This window comes from Pedobacter steynii, from assembly GCF_001721645.1.
Lineage (GTDB): Bacteria > Bacteroidota > Bacteroidia > Sphingobacteriales > Sphingobacteriaceae > Pedobacter > Pedobacter steynii_A.
The window spans coordinates 6,200,501-6,220,399 of sequence record NZ_CP017141.1; the positions used below are offsets into that span (position 1 = coordinate 6,200,501).

At 40.8% G+C, this 19,899-nt stretch carries 23 protein-coding genes; 11 read left to right on the forward strand and 12 right to left on the reverse strand.

Annotated elements, in window-relative coordinates:
* Window positions 1-214: 214 nt before the first annotated feature.
* The 5 genes from BFS30_RS25655 to BFS30_RS25675 all read right to left on the reverse strand — a co-directional run bounded on the left by BFS30_RS25655 (window position 215) and on the right by BFS30_RS25675 (window position 2,609).
* Window positions 215-571 (reverse strand): hypothetical protein, encoded by a 357-nt coding sequence (locus BFS30_RS25655; RefSeq protein WP_069381912.1) that lies wholly within the window; start codon window positions 569-571, stop codon window positions 215-217.
* Window positions 572-584: 13 nt separating this feature from the next.
* Window positions 585-956 carry a VOC family protein gene (locus BFS30_RS25660; RefSeq protein WP_069381913.1) on the reverse strand — a complete coding sequence of 124 codons (372 nt, stop codon included), beginning with the start codon at window positions 954-956 and terminating at the stop codon, window positions 585-587.
* A 77-nt stretch (window positions 957-1,033) separates the two neighbouring features.
* The gene (nudK, locus tag BFS30_RS25665) at window positions 1,034-1,615 is read right to left on the reverse strand and encodes a GDP-mannose pyrophosphatase NudK (protein WP_069381914.1); all 582 of its coding nucleotides are present in this window, start codon (window positions 1,613-1,615) and stop codon (window positions 1,034-1,036) included.
* On the reverse strand, window positions 1,602-1,961 hold the full coding sequence (locus BFS30_RS25670; RefSeq protein WP_069381915.1) for a DUF4406 domain-containing protein: 360 nt from the start codon (window positions 1,959-1,961) through the stop codon (window positions 1,602-1,604). The genes nudK and BFS30_RS25670 overlap by 14 nt, the downstream gene beginning before the upstream one ends.
* Window positions 1,962-2,018: 57 nt before the next feature.
* Entirely contained in the window at window positions 2,019-2,609 is a 591-nt protein-coding gene (locus tag BFS30_RS25675; protein WP_069381916.1) for a Crp/Fnr family transcriptional regulator, read from the reverse strand.
* 153 nt (window positions 2,610-2,762) lie between these two features.
* Between BFS30_RS25675 and BFS30_RS25680 the strand changes: the two genes are divergently transcribed.
* From BFS30_RS25680 to BFS30_RS25705, 6 genes are all read left to right on the forward strand, one after another.
* Window positions 2,763-3,533, forward strand: a complete 771-nt coding sequence (locus BFS30_RS25680) for a hypothetical protein (RefSeq protein ID WP_069381917.1) — start codon at window positions 2,763-2,765, stop codon at window positions 3,531-3,533.
* A gap of 76 nt (window positions 3,534-3,609) precedes the next feature.
* Window positions 3,610-3,930: a hypothetical protein gene (locus BFS30_RS25685; RefSeq protein ID WP_069381918.1), complete on the forward strand. Its 321-nt coding sequence runs from the start codon at window positions 3,610-3,612 to the stop codon at window positions 3,928-3,930.
* A 195-nt stretch (window positions 3,931-4,125) separates the two neighbouring features.
* Window positions 4,126-4,932 carry an SDR family NAD(P)-dependent oxidoreductase gene (locus BFS30_RS25690; RefSeq protein ID WP_069381919.1) on the forward strand — a complete coding sequence of 269 codons (807 nt, stop codon included), beginning with the start codon at window positions 4,126-4,128 and terminating at the stop codon, window positions 4,930-4,932.
* A 103-nt stretch (window positions 4,933-5,035) separates the two neighbouring features.
* On the forward strand, window positions 5,036-5,362 hold the full coding sequence (locus tag BFS30_RS25695; RefSeq protein ID WP_069381920.1) for a YciI family protein: 327 nt from the start codon (window positions 5,036-5,038) through the stop codon (window positions 5,360-5,362).
* 5 nt (window positions 5,363-5,367) lie between these two features.
* Window positions 5,368-6,609 (forward strand): RNA polymerase sigma factor, encoded by a 1,242-nt coding sequence (locus BFS30_RS25700; RefSeq protein ID WP_069381921.1) that lies wholly within the window; start codon window positions 5,368-5,370, stop codon window positions 6,607-6,609.
* Between the two features lie 7 nt (window positions 6,610-6,616).
* Window positions 6,617-7,702 carry an NADH:flavin oxidoreductase gene (locus BFS30_RS25705; RefSeq protein WP_069381922.1) on the forward strand — a complete coding sequence of 362 codons (1,086 nt, stop codon included), beginning with the start codon at window positions 6,617-6,619 and terminating at the stop codon, window positions 7,700-7,702.
* A 15-nt stretch (window positions 7,703-7,717) separates the two neighbouring features.
* On the opposite strand, the gene BFS30_RS25710 is transcribed toward BFS30_RS25705, so the two are convergent.
* The 4 genes from BFS30_RS25710 to BFS30_RS25725 are packed head-to-tail and all read right to left on the reverse strand — an operon-like array spanning window position 7,718 to window position 11,542.
* Window positions 7,718-8,362, reverse strand: coding sequence for an START domain-containing protein (locus tag BFS30_RS25710; RefSeq protein ID WP_069381923.1), 645 nt, complete (start codon window positions 8,360-8,362; stop codon window positions 7,718-7,720).
* Window positions 8,363-8,375: 13 nt separating this feature from the next.
* Window positions 8,376-9,080 carry a hypothetical protein gene (locus BFS30_RS25715; RefSeq protein ID WP_069381924.1) on the reverse strand — a complete coding sequence of 235 codons (705 nt, stop codon included), beginning with the start codon at window positions 9,078-9,080 and terminating at the stop codon, window positions 8,376-8,378.
* 6 nt (window positions 9,081-9,086) lie between these two features.
* Window positions 9,087-10,067, reverse strand: coding sequence for a hypothetical protein (locus tag BFS30_RS25720; protein ID WP_069381925.1), 981 nt, complete (start codon window positions 10,065-10,067; stop codon window positions 9,087-9,089).
* Window positions 10,068-10,120: 53 nt separating this feature from the next.
* Window positions 10,121-11,542 (reverse strand): PLP-dependent aminotransferase family protein, encoded by a 1,422-nt coding sequence (locus BFS30_RS25725; protein WP_083252248.1) that lies wholly within the window; start codon window positions 11,540-11,542, stop codon window positions 10,121-10,123.
* A 93-nt stretch (window positions 11,543-11,635) separates the two neighbouring features.
* Here BFS30_RS25725 and BFS30_RS25730 point away from each other — a divergent pair, with 93 nt between their 5' ends.
* A complete protein-coding gene (locus tag BFS30_RS25730) occupies window positions 11,636-12,340 on the forward strand; it encodes an aspartate/glutamate racemase family protein (RefSeq protein WP_237028665.1) in 705 nt (234 codons plus the stop codon).
* A 34-nt stretch (window positions 12,341-12,374) separates the two neighbouring features.
* Here the strand turns inward: BFS30_RS25730 and BFS30_RS25735 are convergent, their stop codons facing one another.
* Entirely contained in the window at window positions 12,375-13,088 is a 714-nt protein-coding gene (locus BFS30_RS25735) for a DUF2071 domain-containing protein (RefSeq protein WP_069381927.1), read from the reverse strand.
* Window positions 13,089-13,238: 150 nt separating this feature from the next.
* Here BFS30_RS25735 and BFS30_RS25740 point away from each other — a divergent pair, with 150 nt between their 5' ends.
* Window positions 13,239-13,820 carry a PhnA domain-containing protein gene (locus BFS30_RS25740; protein ID WP_069381928.1) on the forward strand — a complete coding sequence of 194 codons (582 nt, stop codon included), beginning with the start codon at window positions 13,239-13,241 and terminating at the stop codon, window positions 13,818-13,820.
* Window positions 13,821-13,919: 99 nt separating this feature from the next.
* On the opposite strand, the gene pncB is transcribed toward BFS30_RS25740, so the two are convergent.
* The gene (gene pncB, locus BFS30_RS25745) at window positions 13,920-15,107 is read right to left on the reverse strand and encodes a nicotinate phosphoribosyltransferase (protein ID WP_069381929.1); all 1,188 of its coding nucleotides are present in this window, start codon (window positions 15,105-15,107) and stop codon (window positions 13,920-13,922) included.
* 40 nt (window positions 15,108-15,147) lie between these two features.
* Complete coding sequence (locus BFS30_RS25750) at window positions 15,148-15,540, reverse strand: DoxX family protein (protein ID WP_157263058.1); 393 nt, start codon at window positions 15,538-15,540, stop codon at window positions 15,148-15,150.
* A gap of 192 nt (window positions 15,541-15,732) precedes the next feature.
* On the opposite strand from BFS30_RS25750, the gene BFS30_RS25755 reads away from it, so the two are divergent.
* From BFS30_RS25755 to BFS30_RS25765, 3 genes are all read left to right on the forward strand, one after another.
* A complete protein-coding gene (locus BFS30_RS25755; RefSeq protein WP_069381930.1) occupies window positions 15,733-16,872 on the forward strand; it encodes a sterol desaturase family protein in 1,140 nt (379 codons plus the stop codon).
* A gap of 93 nt (window positions 16,873-16,965) precedes the next feature.
* The gene (locus tag BFS30_RS25760; RefSeq protein ID WP_069381931.1) at window positions 16,966-17,505 is read left to right on the forward strand and encodes an SRPBCC family protein; all 540 of its coding nucleotides are present in this window, start codon (window positions 16,966-16,968) and stop codon (window positions 17,503-17,505) included.
* A gap of 12 nt (window positions 17,506-17,517) precedes the next feature.
* Window positions 17,518-19,863 (forward strand): GAF domain-containing protein, encoded by a 2,346-nt coding sequence (locus BFS30_RS25765; RefSeq protein WP_069381932.1) that lies wholly within the window; start codon window positions 17,518-17,520, stop codon window positions 19,861-19,863.
* Window positions 19,864-19,899: the final 36 nt, after the last annotated feature.

Genomic DNA, 19,899 nt, shown 5'->3' on the forward strand with positions numbered 1-19,899 from the left:
GGGGAATAAATATGACCGCAGCTATAATCAAGGGCTTCCATATTGGTTTGGCCCGATGTTTAACATCTTCCTCAATGTATCTTCCCCAGAAGAGCTCGTACATTAGCAAAACGCCAATACCATTTACGATATAGACATAGGCTTTTCCTGGAGCGATATAATCGAGTGCTAATGACGTTAATAACGTAAATCCTAAACCAAATAAAATTACCGGTCATCCCTGCTTTCCAGCGTCCTTGCAATTTGCAGCCAGCATAAACGACCCAAAGAAAGCGGAAAACAATATCGAAAAAACATAAATAGCTGTTTTGGAATAATACTCCGGAGCATCAACATCTGTCACTACCTCCCTTTTCCAAAGTGGTACACTCTTTTCGTGTTTTTTTGCCTTATGAGCATTGATCTGACTTTCCAGATGGTCAGCAAAACCTTCTGGAAAGCTTACCTTTCTATTTTGTAATTCAGCAAATGCCAGGCGCACCGCTTCTTCCGTATGCTTTTCTACGTTTTTAACATAGAAAATTAGCTCCTGATCGGTTTTGGCAGTGAGGATTTTTTTAAGAGTGCTCATTTTTTGATTTCCACTAAATGTGTTGATCAAACAGAATCGTGTTTCCATCCGGATCAGTTACCATAAAACTTGCCGGCCCGGAAGAACTTTCATCAGCCTCTCCCATAATGCTAACCCCTTTATCTTTCAGCTGTTTCTGGATAGTCCTGACATCATCAAATGATGGAAGATTTGCTGCATTTTCATCCCATCCCGGATTGAAGGTCAGTATATTATTTTCAAACATTCCCTGAAACAGGCCAACCAAAGCATTTCCATTTTTCATAATGAGGTAATTCTGCTCCAGTGATCCTGCAAACACCCTAAAGCCAAGATTTTCGTAGAATGATTTCGAAGCGTTAATGTCTTTAACACTCAGACTGATTGAAAATGCGCCTAGTTTCATATTCTCTATATTTTGTTATCCTAAATAACGACTAATATTCGTTAAATGGAAATCATCAATTGACCAATTCTCAATTGTTATAGAATACCGGCCAGCTTAATATGTTGCAACAGCATAATCGTCTTTCCATCTTTTATTTCCCCGCTACCAATCAATTCCATCGCCTTGTCGATGTGCATTTCCAGCACCTCAATTTCCTCCTGTTCATGAGCGACTCCTCCTCCATCTGCTACTTTCATAGATTTGGAATATTCAGCGATAAAGAAATAAAGAATTTCTGTAACAGAACCGGGCGACATATACGCTTCAAAAATCTTTTTTACATCAGATATCTTATAACCTGTTTCCTCTTCAGTTTCTCTTCTTATACAATCTTCAACATTGTCTTTATCCAAAAGTCCTGCACAGGTTTCGATCAGCATTCCGGTCTCATTGCCATTGAGATAAGTAGGCAGCCTAAACTGCCTGGTTAGGATCACTGTTTTTAATGTTTTATTATACAGCAAGATCGTAGCGCCATTCCCCCTATCGTAGGCCTCTCTGTTTTGAGTCTGCCAAGTACCGTCCTTTTTTAGGTATTCGTAAGTGACTTTTCTTAAGGTATACCAATTGTCGGACAATACCTCGGTTTGAAGGATATTAATTCTACTCTTCTGCATGTGGTACCTCATTGATATTATAATACACTTTCAAGCCTCTTTCCAGGGCGATTCGCACGTCTTCATCCGCGCCTTTCGAAGCGCCTTCAAGACGAAGCACAGCGTCACATTTTTGCAGCAGACGATGTGCTACCGGATATAAAATTTCTTCATAAGCCTCATCTCCAGGTTGCGTGGATCCTGCAAGCTCCAATAATGGCAATGCAACCCACTCTCCGATCATCGGAATATGACCCAGCCTGAATAGCGGAAGCGCAGCTGCTTCTAATCTGCCTAAGTTTTGTTGCATCAATATGGGATCGTCATTGGTCCCGCTACGATATGGACCTGCAATAAGTATTAACATAATTTATATCTTTTTTACAAAAAAAGGGAACAAAGCGGAAGGAAAAAATAATATAGTTTAAGAAATTATTTTCTTTTTGGTTTTATTACCCCGAATCATGCTTAGGAATTCAGGGGTAATGCCCAGGTAAGAAGCAATTTGTTTTTGTTTGACTTGCTGGGCGACTTTCGGATATTTAATTAAAAAATTATGATAGCGTTCTTCCGCAGAAAGAGAAAGCTCCTGAATTACCCTAAGCTGTTCTCTGATATATGCATTTTGCATGATGATCCTGAAAAATCTTTCAAATTTAGGCACTTTTATATAGAGCTGATCTAAGTCTTCTTTCTGAAGTTGTAGCATACGACTATCCTCTATGGCCTCAATATTCAACATTGCAGCCTGTTCATTTACAAAGCAAAACATATCGGTTACCCACCATTCTGCAACAGCAAACATAATAGTGGATTCCTTCCCCATTTTATCCAGATAAAAGGCTCTTAATGTACCTGATTCTACAAAATTAATCTCTTTACAGACTTGTCCCTCTTTAAGAATAAAATCTTTTTTTGAAACCTGTTTTGGTTTTAAGAGCGCAAGAAAATATACTTCCTCTTCAGAAGTCAGGGTAATATGTTTGCTGATATTTTTTAAAATAAGTTCAGGCATTACTTGCTAAGTTACACGCTTATTTATTGAACTCACTATCCTGCCTTTCAATTGTAAGCTTTTTCAAGTAAGCAATAACATCACGGTGTGAAAATCTGATAGAGAGCTGCAAAGCTATGTTTTTCTTTTTTATAACTTGCTTAAAAATTGCCCATGAAAATACCAGAAAATTGCTTACGAATTTTCCCGGAATATGAAGATGTTTTTTACAATGACCTGGAAAATCACAAAAAGTATTTCCTCCCCTTATGTTCGATCAACACCAGGTTTTTTTCGCCTGCAAAAGATCAATGGTTACACTTTGTGTCGGTTAAAGAAATCTATGATGGCCGGGTAGGTGAAAATAGTGTTCCTTTTCATACAGACTTCACCAAATGTGATATGTTTGGTTTTGACATCATTGACGGGAAATATAAATTTGATGCCAGCTGGGACTACTTTACCGTTTCCAAAGAAATTCTTCCGGAAAATTATGCTCTGGAATATTCAGAAGCAGAGATTGAATATAATTTCAATGACAGCATGTACCAGTTAAAGAAGGCATATTACAAAAAATATGGAAAGATCTATGATCTTGATTTCAACAGACCTGGACTCGGTGTTTTTGACATCAGAAGGCTGGACCGGTTAAGACAACTGACTCCGGAAGATTTACACAATGATCAATTTTCAGATTATTTGGCTGATCGCATTAACGCTAAGATCAATGGTGTACTGGATGAAATAAACGTCGAAAACCTGCCCATGGAAGACTGTCAATTTGGAGGTGAAAACCTCATGGATAAACCTTTTAACAACCATAAGCCTTTTAATTATATAGGTTGTATGGAGGGTTATGATTTTCAACAGTATGCAGCCGATCAAGTGTTTCTGTTCCATGATCAGGAATTAAACAAAGCGGTGATTTGTCTGGAATATACTTAATTGTCCCTGCTCCTTACAATTAAACACCAGGATCATAGTATGATTATTCCGGATAACTGGTATATTCGCGACAATTATGGGTTACGCAAAAGAAAGAGGAAAGCTGGAAAAGTTATTGACAAAAACAGCTGGTATAAATGTATATGATGAGAAGAGCCTGGCAATTCTTGTGGATAGTCATGAAAAATACTCACATACAGTGAGGATTTTAAAAAACAAAGAGCCTGAATTATTCACAGACCTGTATACCAACGAATTACAGGAGATAAAAGAAGGCAGAAAATCACTAAAAGAGAGTGATTCAGACGAAGCACGTCAAACTAATTTTACAGCCTATAAGGACATTATCGTACGCGCTTTAGAAAAAACCATTAAAACGACAAATGAGACTGTTTAACCCTCCATTGAATTGCAATTGAGCTGATATATTTATCCCTGACAGGGATTACAAAGCCACTCTAAAGAGTGGCTTTTCTATTTTAGCTGGCCGGAATCCCCCTGTTATTTGTCACATACCTACACCTTAATTTTCCGGATTATCCTGCATTTTTGAGAAGTAAAAAATCAATTGTTCACATTTAGAACTCAGGATATGTTACTTCAAAACAAAACAGCCATTATATATGGCGCAAGTCCTTCTCTTGGAGGAACTATTGCCAGATCCTTTGCTGCTGCCGGAGCAAACGTATTTGTCACACATAAAAGATTGGAAGTCGCACAAAAAGTTGCTGACGAAATCAATACCCTCGGAGGTTTCTCCGAAGCAGCCGAAGTAGATGCCCTTGAAGCGGAGGCGATTATTAAGCACCTGACAGCGGTAAAGCTAACGACAGGTCACATTGATATCATTTTCAATCTTATCGGTTGGAATGACACTCAGGACATTCCTCTGACTGAGATGGATCTGTCTGACTTTGAGCGTCCGGTTCATATCGCCCTGCGCACCCAATTTCTCACCGCTACCGCAGCCGGGAGAATTATGATGGAACAGGGCTCAGGTATAATCTTATCACTTACTGCTACTCCTGGCGGCATTGGTTACGCAAATGTGGGCGGCTTTGGTCCGGCATGTTGTGCCGTAGAAAGTTTTTCAAGAAACCTGGCAGCGGAGCTGGGCCCTCATGGGGTACGTGCCGTCAATATCCGATCTGCGGGTTCGCCAGATTCCAGACCTTTTAAAGAAGCATTGAAAAATCCGGGCGAAGAGGTCAGCAATTTCTTTCAAAAGATGAAAGACGACACCATGTTAAAGCAGTTACCAATGATGGAGGACATTTCAAACACAGCGGTATTTCTGGCATCAGATCTGGCTGGAAAAATTACCGGCGTAACCATAGATGTAACTGCTGGAACAACTACCGCTTTAAACTATAAAGTGACCAAAATCCCCTTTGTATGATCCAGTTCATGATCATCCTTTTTATTTTTTGCAGATAATTAATATTATTTGTCCCCATCTTTAAGATTCAATCGTCATAAGCGCAAAACATAAAATAAAAACGATGAAAGAATTCTTATTAATTTTCAGATTGAACAACGATTCAAATGTGAAACCTTCGCCTGAGCAGATACAGGAAAGGATGAATTGGCTGGCAGGCATTGCCGCTCAGAACAAACTGGCCGACAAAGGAAACACCTTATCTACCCTCAATGCAAAAACAGTAAAGGCAGACAATGTAGTTACTGATGGTCCCTATGCAGAAATCAAAGAATTTATCAGTGGATATATTATCGTAAAAACTGATACGATTGAAGAAGCCGTAGAATTTGCAAAAGGTAACCCAATCTTTAAGATGGGTGGCAATATTGAAGTAAGAGAAGTACTGTAAGTGTCATGGCTGCAATTGGAGATCAGGAGCTTATCCCAAAGCTGTTCAAGTTAGAATATGCTAAAATGACGGCCGTATTGTGCCGTCATTTCGGACTGAAAAACGTGGAAATAGCCGAAGATATCAGCAGTGAAACATTTCTAAAAGCCACAGAAGTATGGGCTGTAAATGGCATTCCTGAAAACCCAACTGCATGGCTTTATACTGTGGCAAAGAACAAGGCCAAAGATTACCTGAAAAGGCACGCGATTTTTGAAACGCAGATTAAGGAAGCAATCAGGCAGGAAGAGTTGGAACCAGAATCCGACTTAGGCTTTAATCCACAGGGTATTTCCGATAGTCAGCTGGCTATGATCTTCGCTGTTTGCAATCCTGGCAATTCTACGGAGGCCCAAATCTGCCTGGCACTTCAAATCCTCTGTGGCTTTAGTGTAGAAGAAATCTCAGATGCCTTTCTCAGCAATAAAGAAACCATTAAGAAACGCTTGTTCCGGGCCAGAAATATCCTCAGAAAAGATAACTTTCAGATTAAACAGCTCCAGCAAAGCAGTATTTCCAGCAGACTTGATACCGTTTTGAGAACCTTATACCTCTTATTTAATGAGGGGTATTTTTCTAAATCGAACAACCTGCTTATTCGAAAAGAACTTTGCTCAGAGGCCATGAGGCTCTGTCATATGCTCACAACGCATAACTGGACAAATACAACCGACGCGAATGCACTTCTTGCGCTGATGTGCTTTCAGAGTTCGAGGCTCGATGCCAGATCAAATGATATGGGGGAAAGCATTTTGTATGAACAGCAGGATAAGAGCCTTTGGAGTCAGGAACTCATAGACAAAGGGAATTATTATCTTGTCAATGCTTGTTCAGGGACGGAAATTTCAAAATACCATTTGGAAGCAGGGATTGCTTATTGGCATACTACTCCCACAGACCAGCATAAGTGGAAACATATTTTGCAATTGTATAACCAGCTGATCCTGATTGAATACTCCCCTATGACTGCATTGAACAGAACCTTTGCTTTTGCAAAAGTTTATGGATACGAAAAGGGCATAAAGGAAGCTGAAAAGCTAAATCTGACAGAAAGCAGCCATTACCATTCTCTACTCGCTTACTTATTTTCCGGCACAGATCCGGATAAGGCAGTTGACCACTACCACAAAGCAATTGCCTTGACAAAATCACTCACAGAAATGAAAACTCTTAGAAGAGAAATGGAAAAGCTCTTCAGAAAAAAATAACAAAAACATGAATACTGAAAGTTTGTTCAGGCCATTTCGCCTGAAATCCCTACATACCAGGAATCGTTTTGTCATGTCTCCTATGACGAGGTCATGTTCACCCGCTGGAGTCCCTACAGCCGATGTTGCCAATTATTACAGAAAAAGGGCCGAAGGAGAAGTTGGCCTGATCATTTCAGAAGGTACCGTCATCAATCGACCTTCTTCTTCAAATGAACCTAATGTTCCGGATTTTTATAAAGACCAGTCGCTAGCCGGCTGGCAGAAAGTAATAGATGGTGTAATCCATGCCGGCGGACAAATGGCACCCCAGCTATGGCATGTTGGAATTCAGGAAAATCACCATTCGGGATGGCTGCCCTCTGTCCCATTTGAAGGACCATCAGGAATCGGGAATGGAAAAGCTATGACTGATGCTGATATTGCAGATACTATTGCTGCTTTTGGCCGTTCCGCAGCTCATGCCAAACAAATGGGTTTTAATAGTGTAGAAGTACAGGCTGCCCATGGATACCTTGTAGATCAGTTTTTCTGGCCAAACACCAATACAAGGAACGATTTTTTTGGTGGTAAAACTTTAGCCGAACGTAGCCGCTTCGCAGTAGAAATAGCCAAAGAAATCCGCAAACAAGTGGGAGATGATTTCGCGGTAATGATGCGCTTATCACAATGGAGGTTTAGCGATTTCTACAGCAAGCTGGCGAACAGTCCGCAGGAGCTGGAATCCTGGTTAAATCCTCTGGCAGATGCAGGGGTAGATATTTTTCATTGTTCTACACGACGTTTTTGGGAACCAGAGTTTGAAGGCTCAGACCTTAACCTTGCAGGATGGGCAAAAAAAATAACTGGAAAAACGACCATTACCGTCGGTTCTGTAGGTTTAGACAATGACGTAACCACCATATTTGCAGGTCAGAAATCAATGCCGGTCTCTATTGATGAACTGGTTCGGAGAATGGACAATAATGAATTCGATCTGGTTGCAGTTGGCCGGTCTATTTTAGCTGACCCCTATTGGGTCCAAAAAGTAAAAGAAAACCGGATGCATGAATTTCAGGGTTTCAGTAAAGAGGCACTTGAAACATTGGTTTAAAGCTATTGAGAAAGACTAATTTAAGATATAAGCCAAAACTGCCTTTTTATATGCAGGCTTTTGCACCTGTAATCCGAGGTTTTTAATGATCCTTAGCGGTCCCTCGGATGCAAACATATTGATGAGCCAGGGTGGTAAGGTTCCCCCCGGATCTACGTGGATGGTATATTCAATGCTGACATGGTCTGTACCGGATGGGCTGATTACCCATTTTCCCTTGGAATCCATGATCCTTACGATACCTTCTTTTTCAGGTACATGCCCCCTTACCGCTGGCCCATCAATAGTGACTACTTTCGTATCCCGGTTTTGACTAACGGTCAGGTGCGCCACGAAATCTCTATTTTGCAGAGGCCAGGGCAAACTGATCTCCGAGTAATAAAACAGTTCGGAAGCGGAAACTTTTTTTATCAATGAACATGATTTTGTATGATAAACCCAGTCTTTTGCTGATGCAACATCCATCAACAGGGCCACAACCTGTGAATTTGTAGCCTTGATCCTGCATTCTGCTTTTACCGCTTTGATCCTCGACCCTTGTAAAGCACTCGTATAAATCTTTATTCCATCCTTTTCCACGGAGAGTTTCCAATTCTGCTGTCCAAAGACAAAAATGAATCTGGCTGTTAACAGTAAGGTGATGAATACTACTTTAGGCATCTTTAAGTACAGTTTAATCCTGTTTAAATTCTTTTAGCGTTCCATCCGGATTGAACTCAATGATATAACGTTCCCTGCTCCCATCAATATTTGTCGGGAACCAGCGGATTTGATTTTTCCAGATAGAAATATAAATATGTGTGCCTGGCTTTGCACCTTCAATATGAGCTGCTTTCTCATCATAAATCTTTGCTACCCTGGCTACATTAAGAAATGGAACACTGCTGAGGGGGGCCAGTTGACTTTTAACATCATCTCTTACCGATAATTGTCTAGGCTTGGGTGCAGACCAGACTCCCTTTTTGTATTCATAACTATCTACATATTTGGGATTTTGAGGATGTTGCAGCATAACCGTGATTCCTCCATCATTATAGAAATTAATACCTGAATAAATGAAAATCTCTTTACCTGCATATTGGGGAAGCTTTTTCAGTTCATTTTCAGCTTTTGTCAATTGCTCAACATCTGTTAAAAAACTGATGTTCTTACCTTCAGTATGCTGCTCTGTATAGGTACTGGTATGCGTTTCTGTTATTGTGCTGCTCGTAGTTTGACTTTCAGTATAAAACTCATCCTGATTTTCTGTGGGTTTGTCCTGCGCAGCTTTACTGGTCAGGGAATCATTCGGATTAAAGGTTTCTTCTACGCTTTTTGAGATTTGCCTGCAACTGAAAAGAAGCTGACTGCAGAGCATCAAGATGATTAGTTTCTTCATGGGAGTTTAACTGATTTCGTTTAAGTCACTGGCAAAAGCAATACGTTCCGGCTTTTCCTTTAGGTAAAATATATCAATATGTTCCTGTTTGGTCATGTTTAAATCCAGCAGGTTGACAATTTTCTTTAAATTTCCCCGATGTTTCTGTTGGCGGTCATCTGTATATTCAAGATCGAAAAGAATCATAGGCTGTTCATTAATATAAGTACCTGTCTGGCTCGCGTTGATGAGCTTTGCAGTAGTTTGCACCCCCTTAAATTTGATTAAAGCAGCATCATCCGCTTGTCCGCTAAGTTTACTGAATAAACCCACTAAAATTTTATACGATAAAAGTACCAGCGGGCAAACGATTAAAGGATGTCCAAAGCTCATAAAACGCCAGCCCATCCCCTGGCTTTCGGACTGGTAGGCATACAGATAATAACCTGTTATTGCGGCGAGTAGCAGGAGCCAGCCTAATGTCCTAAGAATAACAACAGAAAAGTGTATCGTTGCTTCTGTGCTGGCAAGGATAAAATAAGGAATACGTTTCATTTCCTGATCAATTAAGATCTCTACTTTTTTACCCACTTCGAAACGCCGTTCTATAGGCCTGGCATCATTTACTCCTGACTTCTGTTTAATTTCTGTTCCCACCAGGTTTTTAAAACCCAGCGTCAGTTCATAGGTATCATAGTCGGCATTTGATTTAGAAAGCTTTGTTGCCGTTAAAATCCGCGCTTCCCGACGCTCTCCATGTTGTTTCAGGTATTCAATATTTCTCTTGGAAACAAAAACATTCAATACCCATTTGCGATAAAACACCATCAAAAGAAAACACCACAACAGGATAGAAACCACTAAAAGACTAAGTGCAAGCCAGGGGTTTTTATCACGAAGGCTATTGATATCGTCCTGATTATTGATAGAATAATACAAGATCATCGGAAATGGAACGGCAAAGAAAAGGCTGTAAAGCATCCAGAAGATAAGGGCACCACGTTTCATTTTTTTACAGATTAGCAGGGATTGATCAAATACTTAATAAAGCTAGCAAAGATCTACTTCAATTCCTGTATCATACTTCCTAATTTTTGAAGTGCAGCTTCAATTTTAGAGGTCCAAAGGTTACTGCAGCTGATCCGGATATAGTTCCTATAGTCTGCTCTGTTTGAAAATAAGCTGCCCGGGGCAATCTGGATGTGAGCTTCAATTGCTTTTTGATGGAGGCTAAGTGCATCAACTTCCTCCGGCAACTCAATCCAAAGTACCAGTCCGCCTTTCGGTCTGCTTACCCTTGTTCCAGCAGGGAAATACTTTTCTATCGCCTGTAAGGTCAACAACATCAGGCGGTGCAGCTCAGGTCTTAGCCGGCGCAGGTGACGATCATAGGCTCCTGTACTGAGTAGTTGTAATAAAGACAATTGTACCACACTTGCGGTAGCAACATTGGTTACTGACTTGAGGCGGACCACCTTTTCCGTAAATCTTCCCGGGGCACACCAGCCTATACGATAACCCGGCGCTACGGATTTAGAAAAAGAGGAACACAACATCACCCATCCATCTTCATCATAACTCTTGATATTTGCCGGCCGGTCCACATCAAAATGAAGGTCGCCATATATATCATCATCAATAACAGGTATTTTCTTCCGTTTTGCAAAAGCGGCCAGCTCTCTTTTTTTCTGATCAGAAAGCATGGCCCCGTTGGGATTATTAAAGTTAGAAATCAGGACAACTGCAGCTACCTGATGTACTTTACAAACCTGCTCCAGCTGATCCAGGTCAATTCCTGATAAGGTATCTCCCGGAAGTTCTACTATTTTTAATCCCAGCGCTTCGATCGCCTGAAGAATGCCATAGTAAAAAGGAGTCTCCACTACAATCGTATCCCCTTTTTCGGCAACGGCCCTTAGGCACAGGCCAACAGCTTCCAGTGCCCCATTGGTAATGACCACATCTTCAGCATTAAGCATCCCATTCCATCGGAAAGACCGCTTAGCAATTTCCTGTCTCAGTAAAGGATTTCCATCGGCCTGCTCATACAAAAGATGCGCGCCAGTCAGATCTCTTGAAGCATGCTGAAGACTTCTTCTGATGGCATTAAGCGGTAAAAGGTCCACATCCAGCACCGCATTAAAAAATGAAACAAAAGACTTGTTCTCCTGATCAACACGACTGATTTTATGTAAAATCGGGTTCAGCTTCACCGCTCCTGCAGGAGATACTGTTTTACTACTTTGCGGCAGATCTTCCCCGGTAACCGATTTTCTCAAAACCACATATCCAGATCGTTCCTTTCCCAAAATCAATCCTTTATCGATGAGTAAAACAAAGGCTTTCAAAACCGTCCCGATACTCACCTGGAAGCGGGAACTGATCAAACGCAGGGAAGGAAGCTTCTGACCTACGGGATAAACTCCCGTATTGATCAGCTTTTCTAACTCATCCGCTATGGCAATATATTGAAACGTCATCATCTGTTGCACTAAAATAGTTAAATTCTGTATCTGTTACAGTTCACCAAAGCTATTTACTTTTACGGAGTAAAAAAACATATTTTAACATAGAAAATGATGAAGAAAATCGGACTTGTCGGAGGCATCAGCTGGACATCAACAGTAGATTATTACCGTTACATCAATGAGGGAATCAATGAAGAATTAGGCGGATTAAACTTTGCGGAATGTATGATTTACTCCGTAAACTTTGACAATTTCCAACGTTTCAATTCAGAATACGATTGGGATGCCACTTTTGAATTGTTGGTTAATGCAGCGGAAGATTTAAAAAAGGCCGGCGCAGAAGCCATAGTTTTGTGTGCAAACACGGCTCATATTGTGTCTGACAGGATTGCGGCACAGGTAAACCTACCTTTGATAGACATTACCACTGCAGTAGCTGAAAGAATTAATCAGGTTGGTCTGAAAAAAGTAGGATTGCTTGGTACTACTTATACGATGGAACTGGATTTCTATAAGGACAAGCTGATTGCCAATGGAATTGAACCCATGATTCCGGAAAGCCAGGAAGACAGAGATTATATTGAGGATACGTTAAGGAACGAACTGGGCCGTGGGGTATTAAATCCAGAGACCAAGAAACAATATCTGGCAATTGTCCAGCAGTTGATCGACAAAGGTGCGGAAGGTATTATTTTAGGCTGTACCGAAATTCCATTGCTCATCCACCAGGAAGATATCCAGGTACCCGTTTTTGACACCACAAAGATTCATGCTCAGGCGGCAGTTGCATTTGCCCTGGAAGCAGGAAAATAATCTGATAAATCCCCGATCGGCACAGCATCCCTCATTATCCCCCTGGTGTGGGGACGCTGTGCCATTCGTGTTCGATTTCTGTCATCAACAACGCATGATCAAATACAACAGACCCTTTTGGTAACAGACTTTCATTTTCAAAAAAACTAGACCTCAGGTGTGAGACTTCCAAAGCTTTCATCTCCCATCGGTAAGTCTGCAGTTTAAGACCATCAAATTGGTCTTTATTCGGAGAGTACCCCAACGATCCCTTTTCAAAAAAAGCGGAGGCATTGGCTAAATTCTCAAATATAGAATGCTCATTTAAATCGGATATTTCTTTTGCATCAATTGAAATACCCGTTTGATCGCTGCTTAGGAAGTCAATGTGATAATGTCCGTTTTCTTCTTTCACATTGAATTTTGCCAGATGATGAACACCAGGAAAAAGCCAGCCGCCAACGAGGGTATTCAGCCTCAATGAAGTGTCTCTTCGGGGGATGTAAACCCCTTCTTTGACCTCCCCGTTTTCGTCCCATTCGACGGCAATCCGATGTGCTCCATTTTCAGAAGAAACGCCAATAAAGTCCGGTAAGCTCTTTGGTTTGACTTGTTTCAGCCGGATTAAGCAAATCCCGACAATCGCTTTATCTTTATAAATTTTAGGCCGGAACGGGAAAGGAAGAATTTGTCGTACCACTTCCGCATCAGCAGTATAATTGATTAGAATTCTCCGCTCAATATTACCATGTATCACAGGTATTTTCATCTCTTAGGATTAACTGTTATAAATTAGTTCTTTTATTCCTGAAACTAGCCTCTCCTAAACAAAAAATGTTGTATCCTAAATCATGAAGTTCAAGTCTGAGATGGCTCGGATAAAATAATTAACTTCGCCCCTTGATTATAACATAAGTATATGAAACTGGAAGAACTATTGCTGAAGAGAAGTGAAAACAAATGTGAATTGTGCCAATCCGGGGAAGCCCTTAGTGTATACGAAGTTCCTCCTCAGTCAAAGAGCAATGAAGACAACTGCATCATGATTTGTGAGAAGTGTTTATCACAGATTGAAAATAAAGAAGAACTGGACAGCAAACACTGGACTTGCTTAAGCGGAAGCATGTGGAGTGAAGTTCCTGGAGTACAGGTTGTTTCCTGGCGTTTATTGAACCGTCTCAGCAATGAAAGCTGGGCAATGGACAACCTGGACATGATGTACCTGGATGAAGAAAGACTGGAATGGGCTAAATCTGCAGGTCTTGAAAATGGCACGGCAGCAGAATTTCATAAAGATTGTAATGGCAGTATTCTTCAGGCAGGAGATTCCATCGTATTGATAAAATCATTAGACGTAAAAGGTTCTACATTGAATGCAAAAATGGGAACGGTGGTAAAAAACATCCGTCTGGTAGAAAACAACACAGATCAGATTGAGGGTAAAATTGAAGGTCAGGTGATTGTGATCCTTACTAAATATACCAGAAAACAGGGTGCTTAATTTTTTAGTCACCGAATTTCTGTTAAAAAGCTGATCATAAAATGATCAGCTTTTTTATGACGTTTTACCAGTTTATTTAATCGAATGATTACGCCCCCGTTAGTCAATCTGCAAAATCGTCTTTGCTAAATTGATCATCCTGTCCGTTCCGGTATATTTTCCATGTTCATCGGAGAGTTTCACCACTTCTGTCCACTCCCCGTCTTTAGGATGTGCTTCCGTCATTTTAATAACGATATTCATCGGATCGGGACCAGCATCATTGGTAAGGTTTGTTCCTATTCCAAAAGACATTCCTATTTTATCCCTGCAGTAGTCTGCAATGCGGGCCACTTTTTCATAATTCAGACCATCAGAGAAAATAATCGTTTTAGACTTAGGGTCAATCCCCATATTCTGATAATGAGCGATTACTTTATCCGCAAACAACAGCGGGTCTCCACTGTCATGCCGCACTCCATCAAAGAGTTTGGAGAACATCTTATCAAATTGACTGAAAAAGACTTCAGTGGTATACGTATCTGATAAGGCAATGCCCAGATCTCCGCGGTAAACATTTACCCAATGTTCCAAGCCCATGGCATTGGCCATTTTAAACCCATAACGGGCTGCATGAAACATAAACCATTCATGAGCATGGGTTCCAATTGGTTTGGTCTGGTGGAGCATAGCCATGTGTACATTACTTGTCCCAATAAATGAACCGGCCCCAAATTGTGTCAGGGATTGCAGGACCAGGCGATGTACCTGATAAGAATAACGTCTTCGTGTACCAAATTCTGCGACTGTAACTCCTAATTTTCTAAGGTTTTCAATTTTTTTTCGCGTCACTTCTATGACCTCATCATTGTTGATTCTTTCGGATCCGCTAAGGATATAAAACAATTCGCAGATGAGCGACATCAATGGAACTTCCCATAAAATGGTCCGGTACCAAAGCCCCTCGACATGAACCTCAAGCTGATCGTCCTGCTGTTCAATACGGACTTCTTCGGGGTTAAACCGGTAACCTTCCAGAAAATCCAGGTATACCGGATCCAGATACGGACAGGTCACTTCCAGAAAATGTTTCTCTTCCCGGCTCAGCTTCAGTAAAGCCATTTGATTGACCGCTTCCCTTAACGCTTTTGCAAATCCAGGCGGGAACGAATGTTTGCCCCGGTTAATGAACTTATAACGAGCTTTTGCACCAGGAAACAAGCGAACTACCCCTTGCTGCATAGTAATTTTGTAGAAGTCGTTATCAAGTATTGAAGAAAGTGTTACCGCGGGGTTTAATTGCATCATTGGTGCTGACAAAGTTTATTCCAAAACTACCGATTTTTGTTTATTTCTTTTTGTCGGCCGCAGCAATCACCATCAATGCGATGATTAACAGGAAGCTATATTCACAACCTCCTGCCCCATGCTCTCCCACAAACCAGCCATTTTCCAGATGAATGATCACGATTCCAAGCGTAATGATCCCAATAAAACCCGCCGACAACCATTTTGTGAAAATACCAAAAGCCAGTAATACCCCGCCAAGTACCTCATAGACCGTCACCCCCCAAACCAATGGCGTCCCATACACAAAACCTTTGTTATTCAGGTATTCTCCAAAACGAACCACCGTTCCTCCGGTAACCCGTATTATCGCGTGAGCGAGAAAAATAAATGCCACAGAAAGCCTCAATAACATCAGACAAGCCGACAAACTGATGAAGGGGAAATTTTTCATAAAGAGGAATGCGAATTTTTCAACAAAAACAGGTTTACCCAAATCTGCCGATTAACCTTTACAATTGCAAACTTATCACATCTCATCGCGGATTCTATTGCCTTACTTTTGCCAATAAAAATCCTGAAATGCTTGCTTTATTACAGAATTTAGTCTTTATTCGTTATTAATTTTTTATAGAATAGCTAAATTATGTCTCCAAATAAGCGTTTAAAAGTCGGACAGGGTCAGATCAGCGGATATATCTCCATCTTTTTATCTACATTGGCCCTTTTAGGAATTTTTTGTTTCCGGTATCCTGAACAACTGACTACCCCCGAGTTTCGTGAGGTTTATACCGAAGAGGTGGTGGAGATGATGATGACCATCGGTATCATTGCCTCCTTCTTTTTCGCATTACTCAGTTTGATTTTAAGTAAGAAGATCAAATGGGCACTGACAGGGACTTCAATTGCCGCGGTAGCTATTATTCTTGGCGCATTTACTGTTCAGGGACGCAGTGTGGAAAAAACCGACTGGCATTTCGGACTAGACTGGATGATTCTGGATTTGTTGCTGATGACGGTCATTTTTATTCCTTTAGAGTTATTTTTTCCTAAAAACAAGTCGCAAACGAAATTCCATGAAGAGTGGAGAACCGACCTGATGTATTTTGTCATCAGCCATTTATTCATTCAATTTTTTGGTATTGTAACCCAAAAGCCTGCAGTTTTATTCTTTGGCTGGATCGGGCTGGAAAAAGTTCATTTATGGGTTCAGGGTCTACCTTTCCTGGCTGCTTTATTCCTCGCTTTTTTTACTACAGATTTGTTTCAATACTGGGCGCATCGCTTTTTCCATACCCGTGTATACCTCTGGCGTTTCCACTCCATCCACCACTCTACAAAAAGCATGGACTGGCTGGCAGGTAGCCGTACTCATTTTATGGACATCTTCTTCACCAGAGCCATGACCTTTATTCCATTGTACATTCTTGGATTTTCTACCACGGTTTTCAATGTCTACATCATTTTTATTGCCATACATGCCGTACTGATCCATGCCAATACCAGGGTGAATTTTGGCCCCTTGAAATACATCTTTACTACTCCTCAGTATCACCACTGGCACCATTGCGAAGACCCGAAATATTATGGACATAATTTCGCTTCTATCTTTCCCTTCATTGACCTGATGTTTGGCACTTATTACCTGCCGGGAAAGAAATGGCCTGCGGGAACAGGGGTACATGAAGCTCAATATCCCAAGGGTTTTATCAAACAATCCATTTATCCCTTTACAAAAAGTCCATTTGATACAGACTTAAATATGGAAGAACGTAGCGACCGTTAAAAAAGAAGACTCCGCTCATTGTTTTTCCAAAACAGGGATGTAATTTAGTAGTAACAAACAACTAAAATCAACCACCACTAAACCAGAAAAACAATGAAAATCTTAAAAGTAATCTTAGGCGGAATCGTACTGATTGTTGTACTTCTCCTGATTGTTGCGTTATTCGTTAAAAAAGATTATGCTGTAGAACGGGAAATCACTATCAACAAGCCGAAATCTGAAGTATTTGACTACATCAAACTTTTGAAAAACCAAGACTTGTACAGTGTATGGTTAAAGCGTGATCCTGCTGCAAAAAAGGAATATAAAGGTACCGATGGAACGGTAGGTTTTGTAGCTGCCTGGGATAGCAAAAATAAAGAAGTTGGCAAAGGAGAACAGGAAATTTCAAAAATCACAGAGGGAGAAAGAATCGACATGAAACTTCGTTTTATAGAACCTTTTGAATCAAATGACGACGCTTATATGAGCACAGAATCCGTTTCAGAAACACAGACTAAAGTGAGATGGGGTTTTAAAGGAACTATGAAATATCCTATGAACCTGATGTTACTCTGCATGGACATGGAAGGCATGCTGGGTAAAGACCTGCAAAAGGGATTGGATGATTTAAAGGTGATACTCGAAAAATAGTATCTTAGAGCCATGAAGCAAGTCATCCTGGACCTTTCCGGTAATAAAGTGCAACTTTTAGAGGCTGATGCGGAGCTCTCTTTTAAACCTTTTATTGAATATCTGAGGAGAAGAGTAAAAACGGAGCCAACGATCAAAAGGTCTTACTATGAACTTGCATTGGCCGCCTTTGAAAAGGAAAAGGGCTGCGAAGCTGATATTTCACTGGAAGGCATCCATCGGTATGAACTTCTTTTGGAGTATATGTATGCTTCTCTTTCACCCGCACAGGAGGATGAAAAATTTGTGGCCTGGGGACTTTGTTTCCCGCTTCAGCCCATCACTTTTTATGGAACCAACTCCCTGTATGAATTGTTAGAAAGCAAGAAGGAAAACCCGGAGGAGTACTTTACAGCTAAAACTCCAGAGGAATTCCATAAAGAAAGGCTAAGGTATGTCTATGCTTTTATCCTGCAAAAACTATACAATTTCCATATTCCTTTACCAAAGGAAAAGTACCATTCGGGAATTAATAAAGAAACTGGTTTACTGAGTTACTATCAGGTCCATGTAAACACTGATTTTATAGAGGTTAAAGTAAAAGGAAAATTGCCGAAACTTGATTTCCGACAGATCCATGAGCACTTAGGTGATGGTGTCGGGTATGAAATGCTGGAAAGCGTATTGCCATTAAACCTATTTCAGTTCAGGGGCATTTCTGTACTTTCCGTGCATGATGTGACCGCCAAGCAGGCGGTAGAAAACATCAACAAAATACGGCTTAACCGCATTAGTGGCGAGGAAGAACAGGGTTATCAGATGGTCATTCAATCGTTAAAAACCTTGCTTCAGAATAACCGTATTGAGTTTGACTTATTTCCATTTGTCCGCGTGAACAACAAACTGGTGTATGGTTATGAAAAAGGCGGGACCGGGATCTTATTCTCGGTATGGGGTGAAAAAAGACTTAGTCCTCAAGCATTTCAGCAATTAGCGCAGGCCTATAGTTCCAATCCCAATTCATTTTTCTCCCCTGATATTTCAAAAGAAGACCTGAAGCAGTTTGCATTTTTAACGAGTTTTATTGAATTAGGGGTCAGGTCTATGGCGCTAATCCCTTTATTTTATAACCATACGCTTGTGGGGGTATTGGCCATGCATACTTATGAAGGTGAATTATTTAATGAATCTGCACTTGCCCTGCTGGAACCTTCAATCCAGCCAGTCGCCCAGTTGCTGCAGGTTTATATTGATGAATTTAACCAGGAAATCGAAAATATCATCAAGGAAAAATTCACTTCCATTCAGCCTTCAGTACAATGGAAATTTAATGAAGTGGCCTGGCATCACCTGCACAATAAGAAGAAACATCTTCCTGAAAGAACAGAATCGATCTATTTTAATGAGGTTTACCCCTTATATGGAGCCATTGACATCAGAAATTCTACTATCGAAAGGAATATTGCCAGCAAGGCCGACCTGGAATATCACCTCAATCTGTTGTCCGAAACACTGCAATCCTTAAAGGAAAACCACAATTCCTCTTTGATGGAAGAGATGATCTTTAACTGCAAAAAATGGCAGGGGGCTTTGGCTCAGGAACATTGGAACACTACTGAGGAGAACAACCTGAACGGTTTCCTTAAAACGGAGATGGTTGACTACCTGACCCACCTGTCTCAACAGGATTCAAGGACAAAAAAAGTGGTGGATCATTACCTGGGACGCGCCACTAAGATCGATGGTGAGGTTCAGCAGAACAGGTATGCGCTGGAAGTATCTATGCAGATGATCAATAATGCGGTGAACAATTACTTCGAGTCTGAGAAAGAAAAACTCCAGCAATCCTACCCTTGCTATTTTGAAAAATTCAGAACAGACGGCGTAGAGTACGACATCTATATCGGCCAGTCTATTGCTCCCGGAAAGCCATTTAATCATTTTCACCTCAAAAATCTAAGGTTGTGGCAGCTCTCCTCTATGGCCGCAGTAGCAAAGCTTACACATTCTCTGTTACCCGGAATGCCAAAAAAACTGCAAACCACGCAGCTCGTCTTTGTTCATAACCAAACTATAGACATCAGTTTCCGTTCAGATGAGCGTAAATTTGATGTAGAAGGCGCCTATAATATCAGGTATCAGATGATCAAAAAAAGGATTGACAAAGTCCTGGTTAGTGAAACCGGAGAACGCTTAACCCAGCCGGATAAACTCGCTATTATTTATTTTAACAAAAAAGATGTGGAAGATTACCTTCCATTTATACAATACCTTCAGGAAACAGGAATATTACTTCCTGAACTGGAAGAGCTGAACCTCGAGGAGGTACAGGGTCTAAGCGGACTAAAAGCCCTAAGGGTTGGTATTGCGCAGGAGTAATCTCTTGAATTATGATAGTTTTCTGGTAAACATATT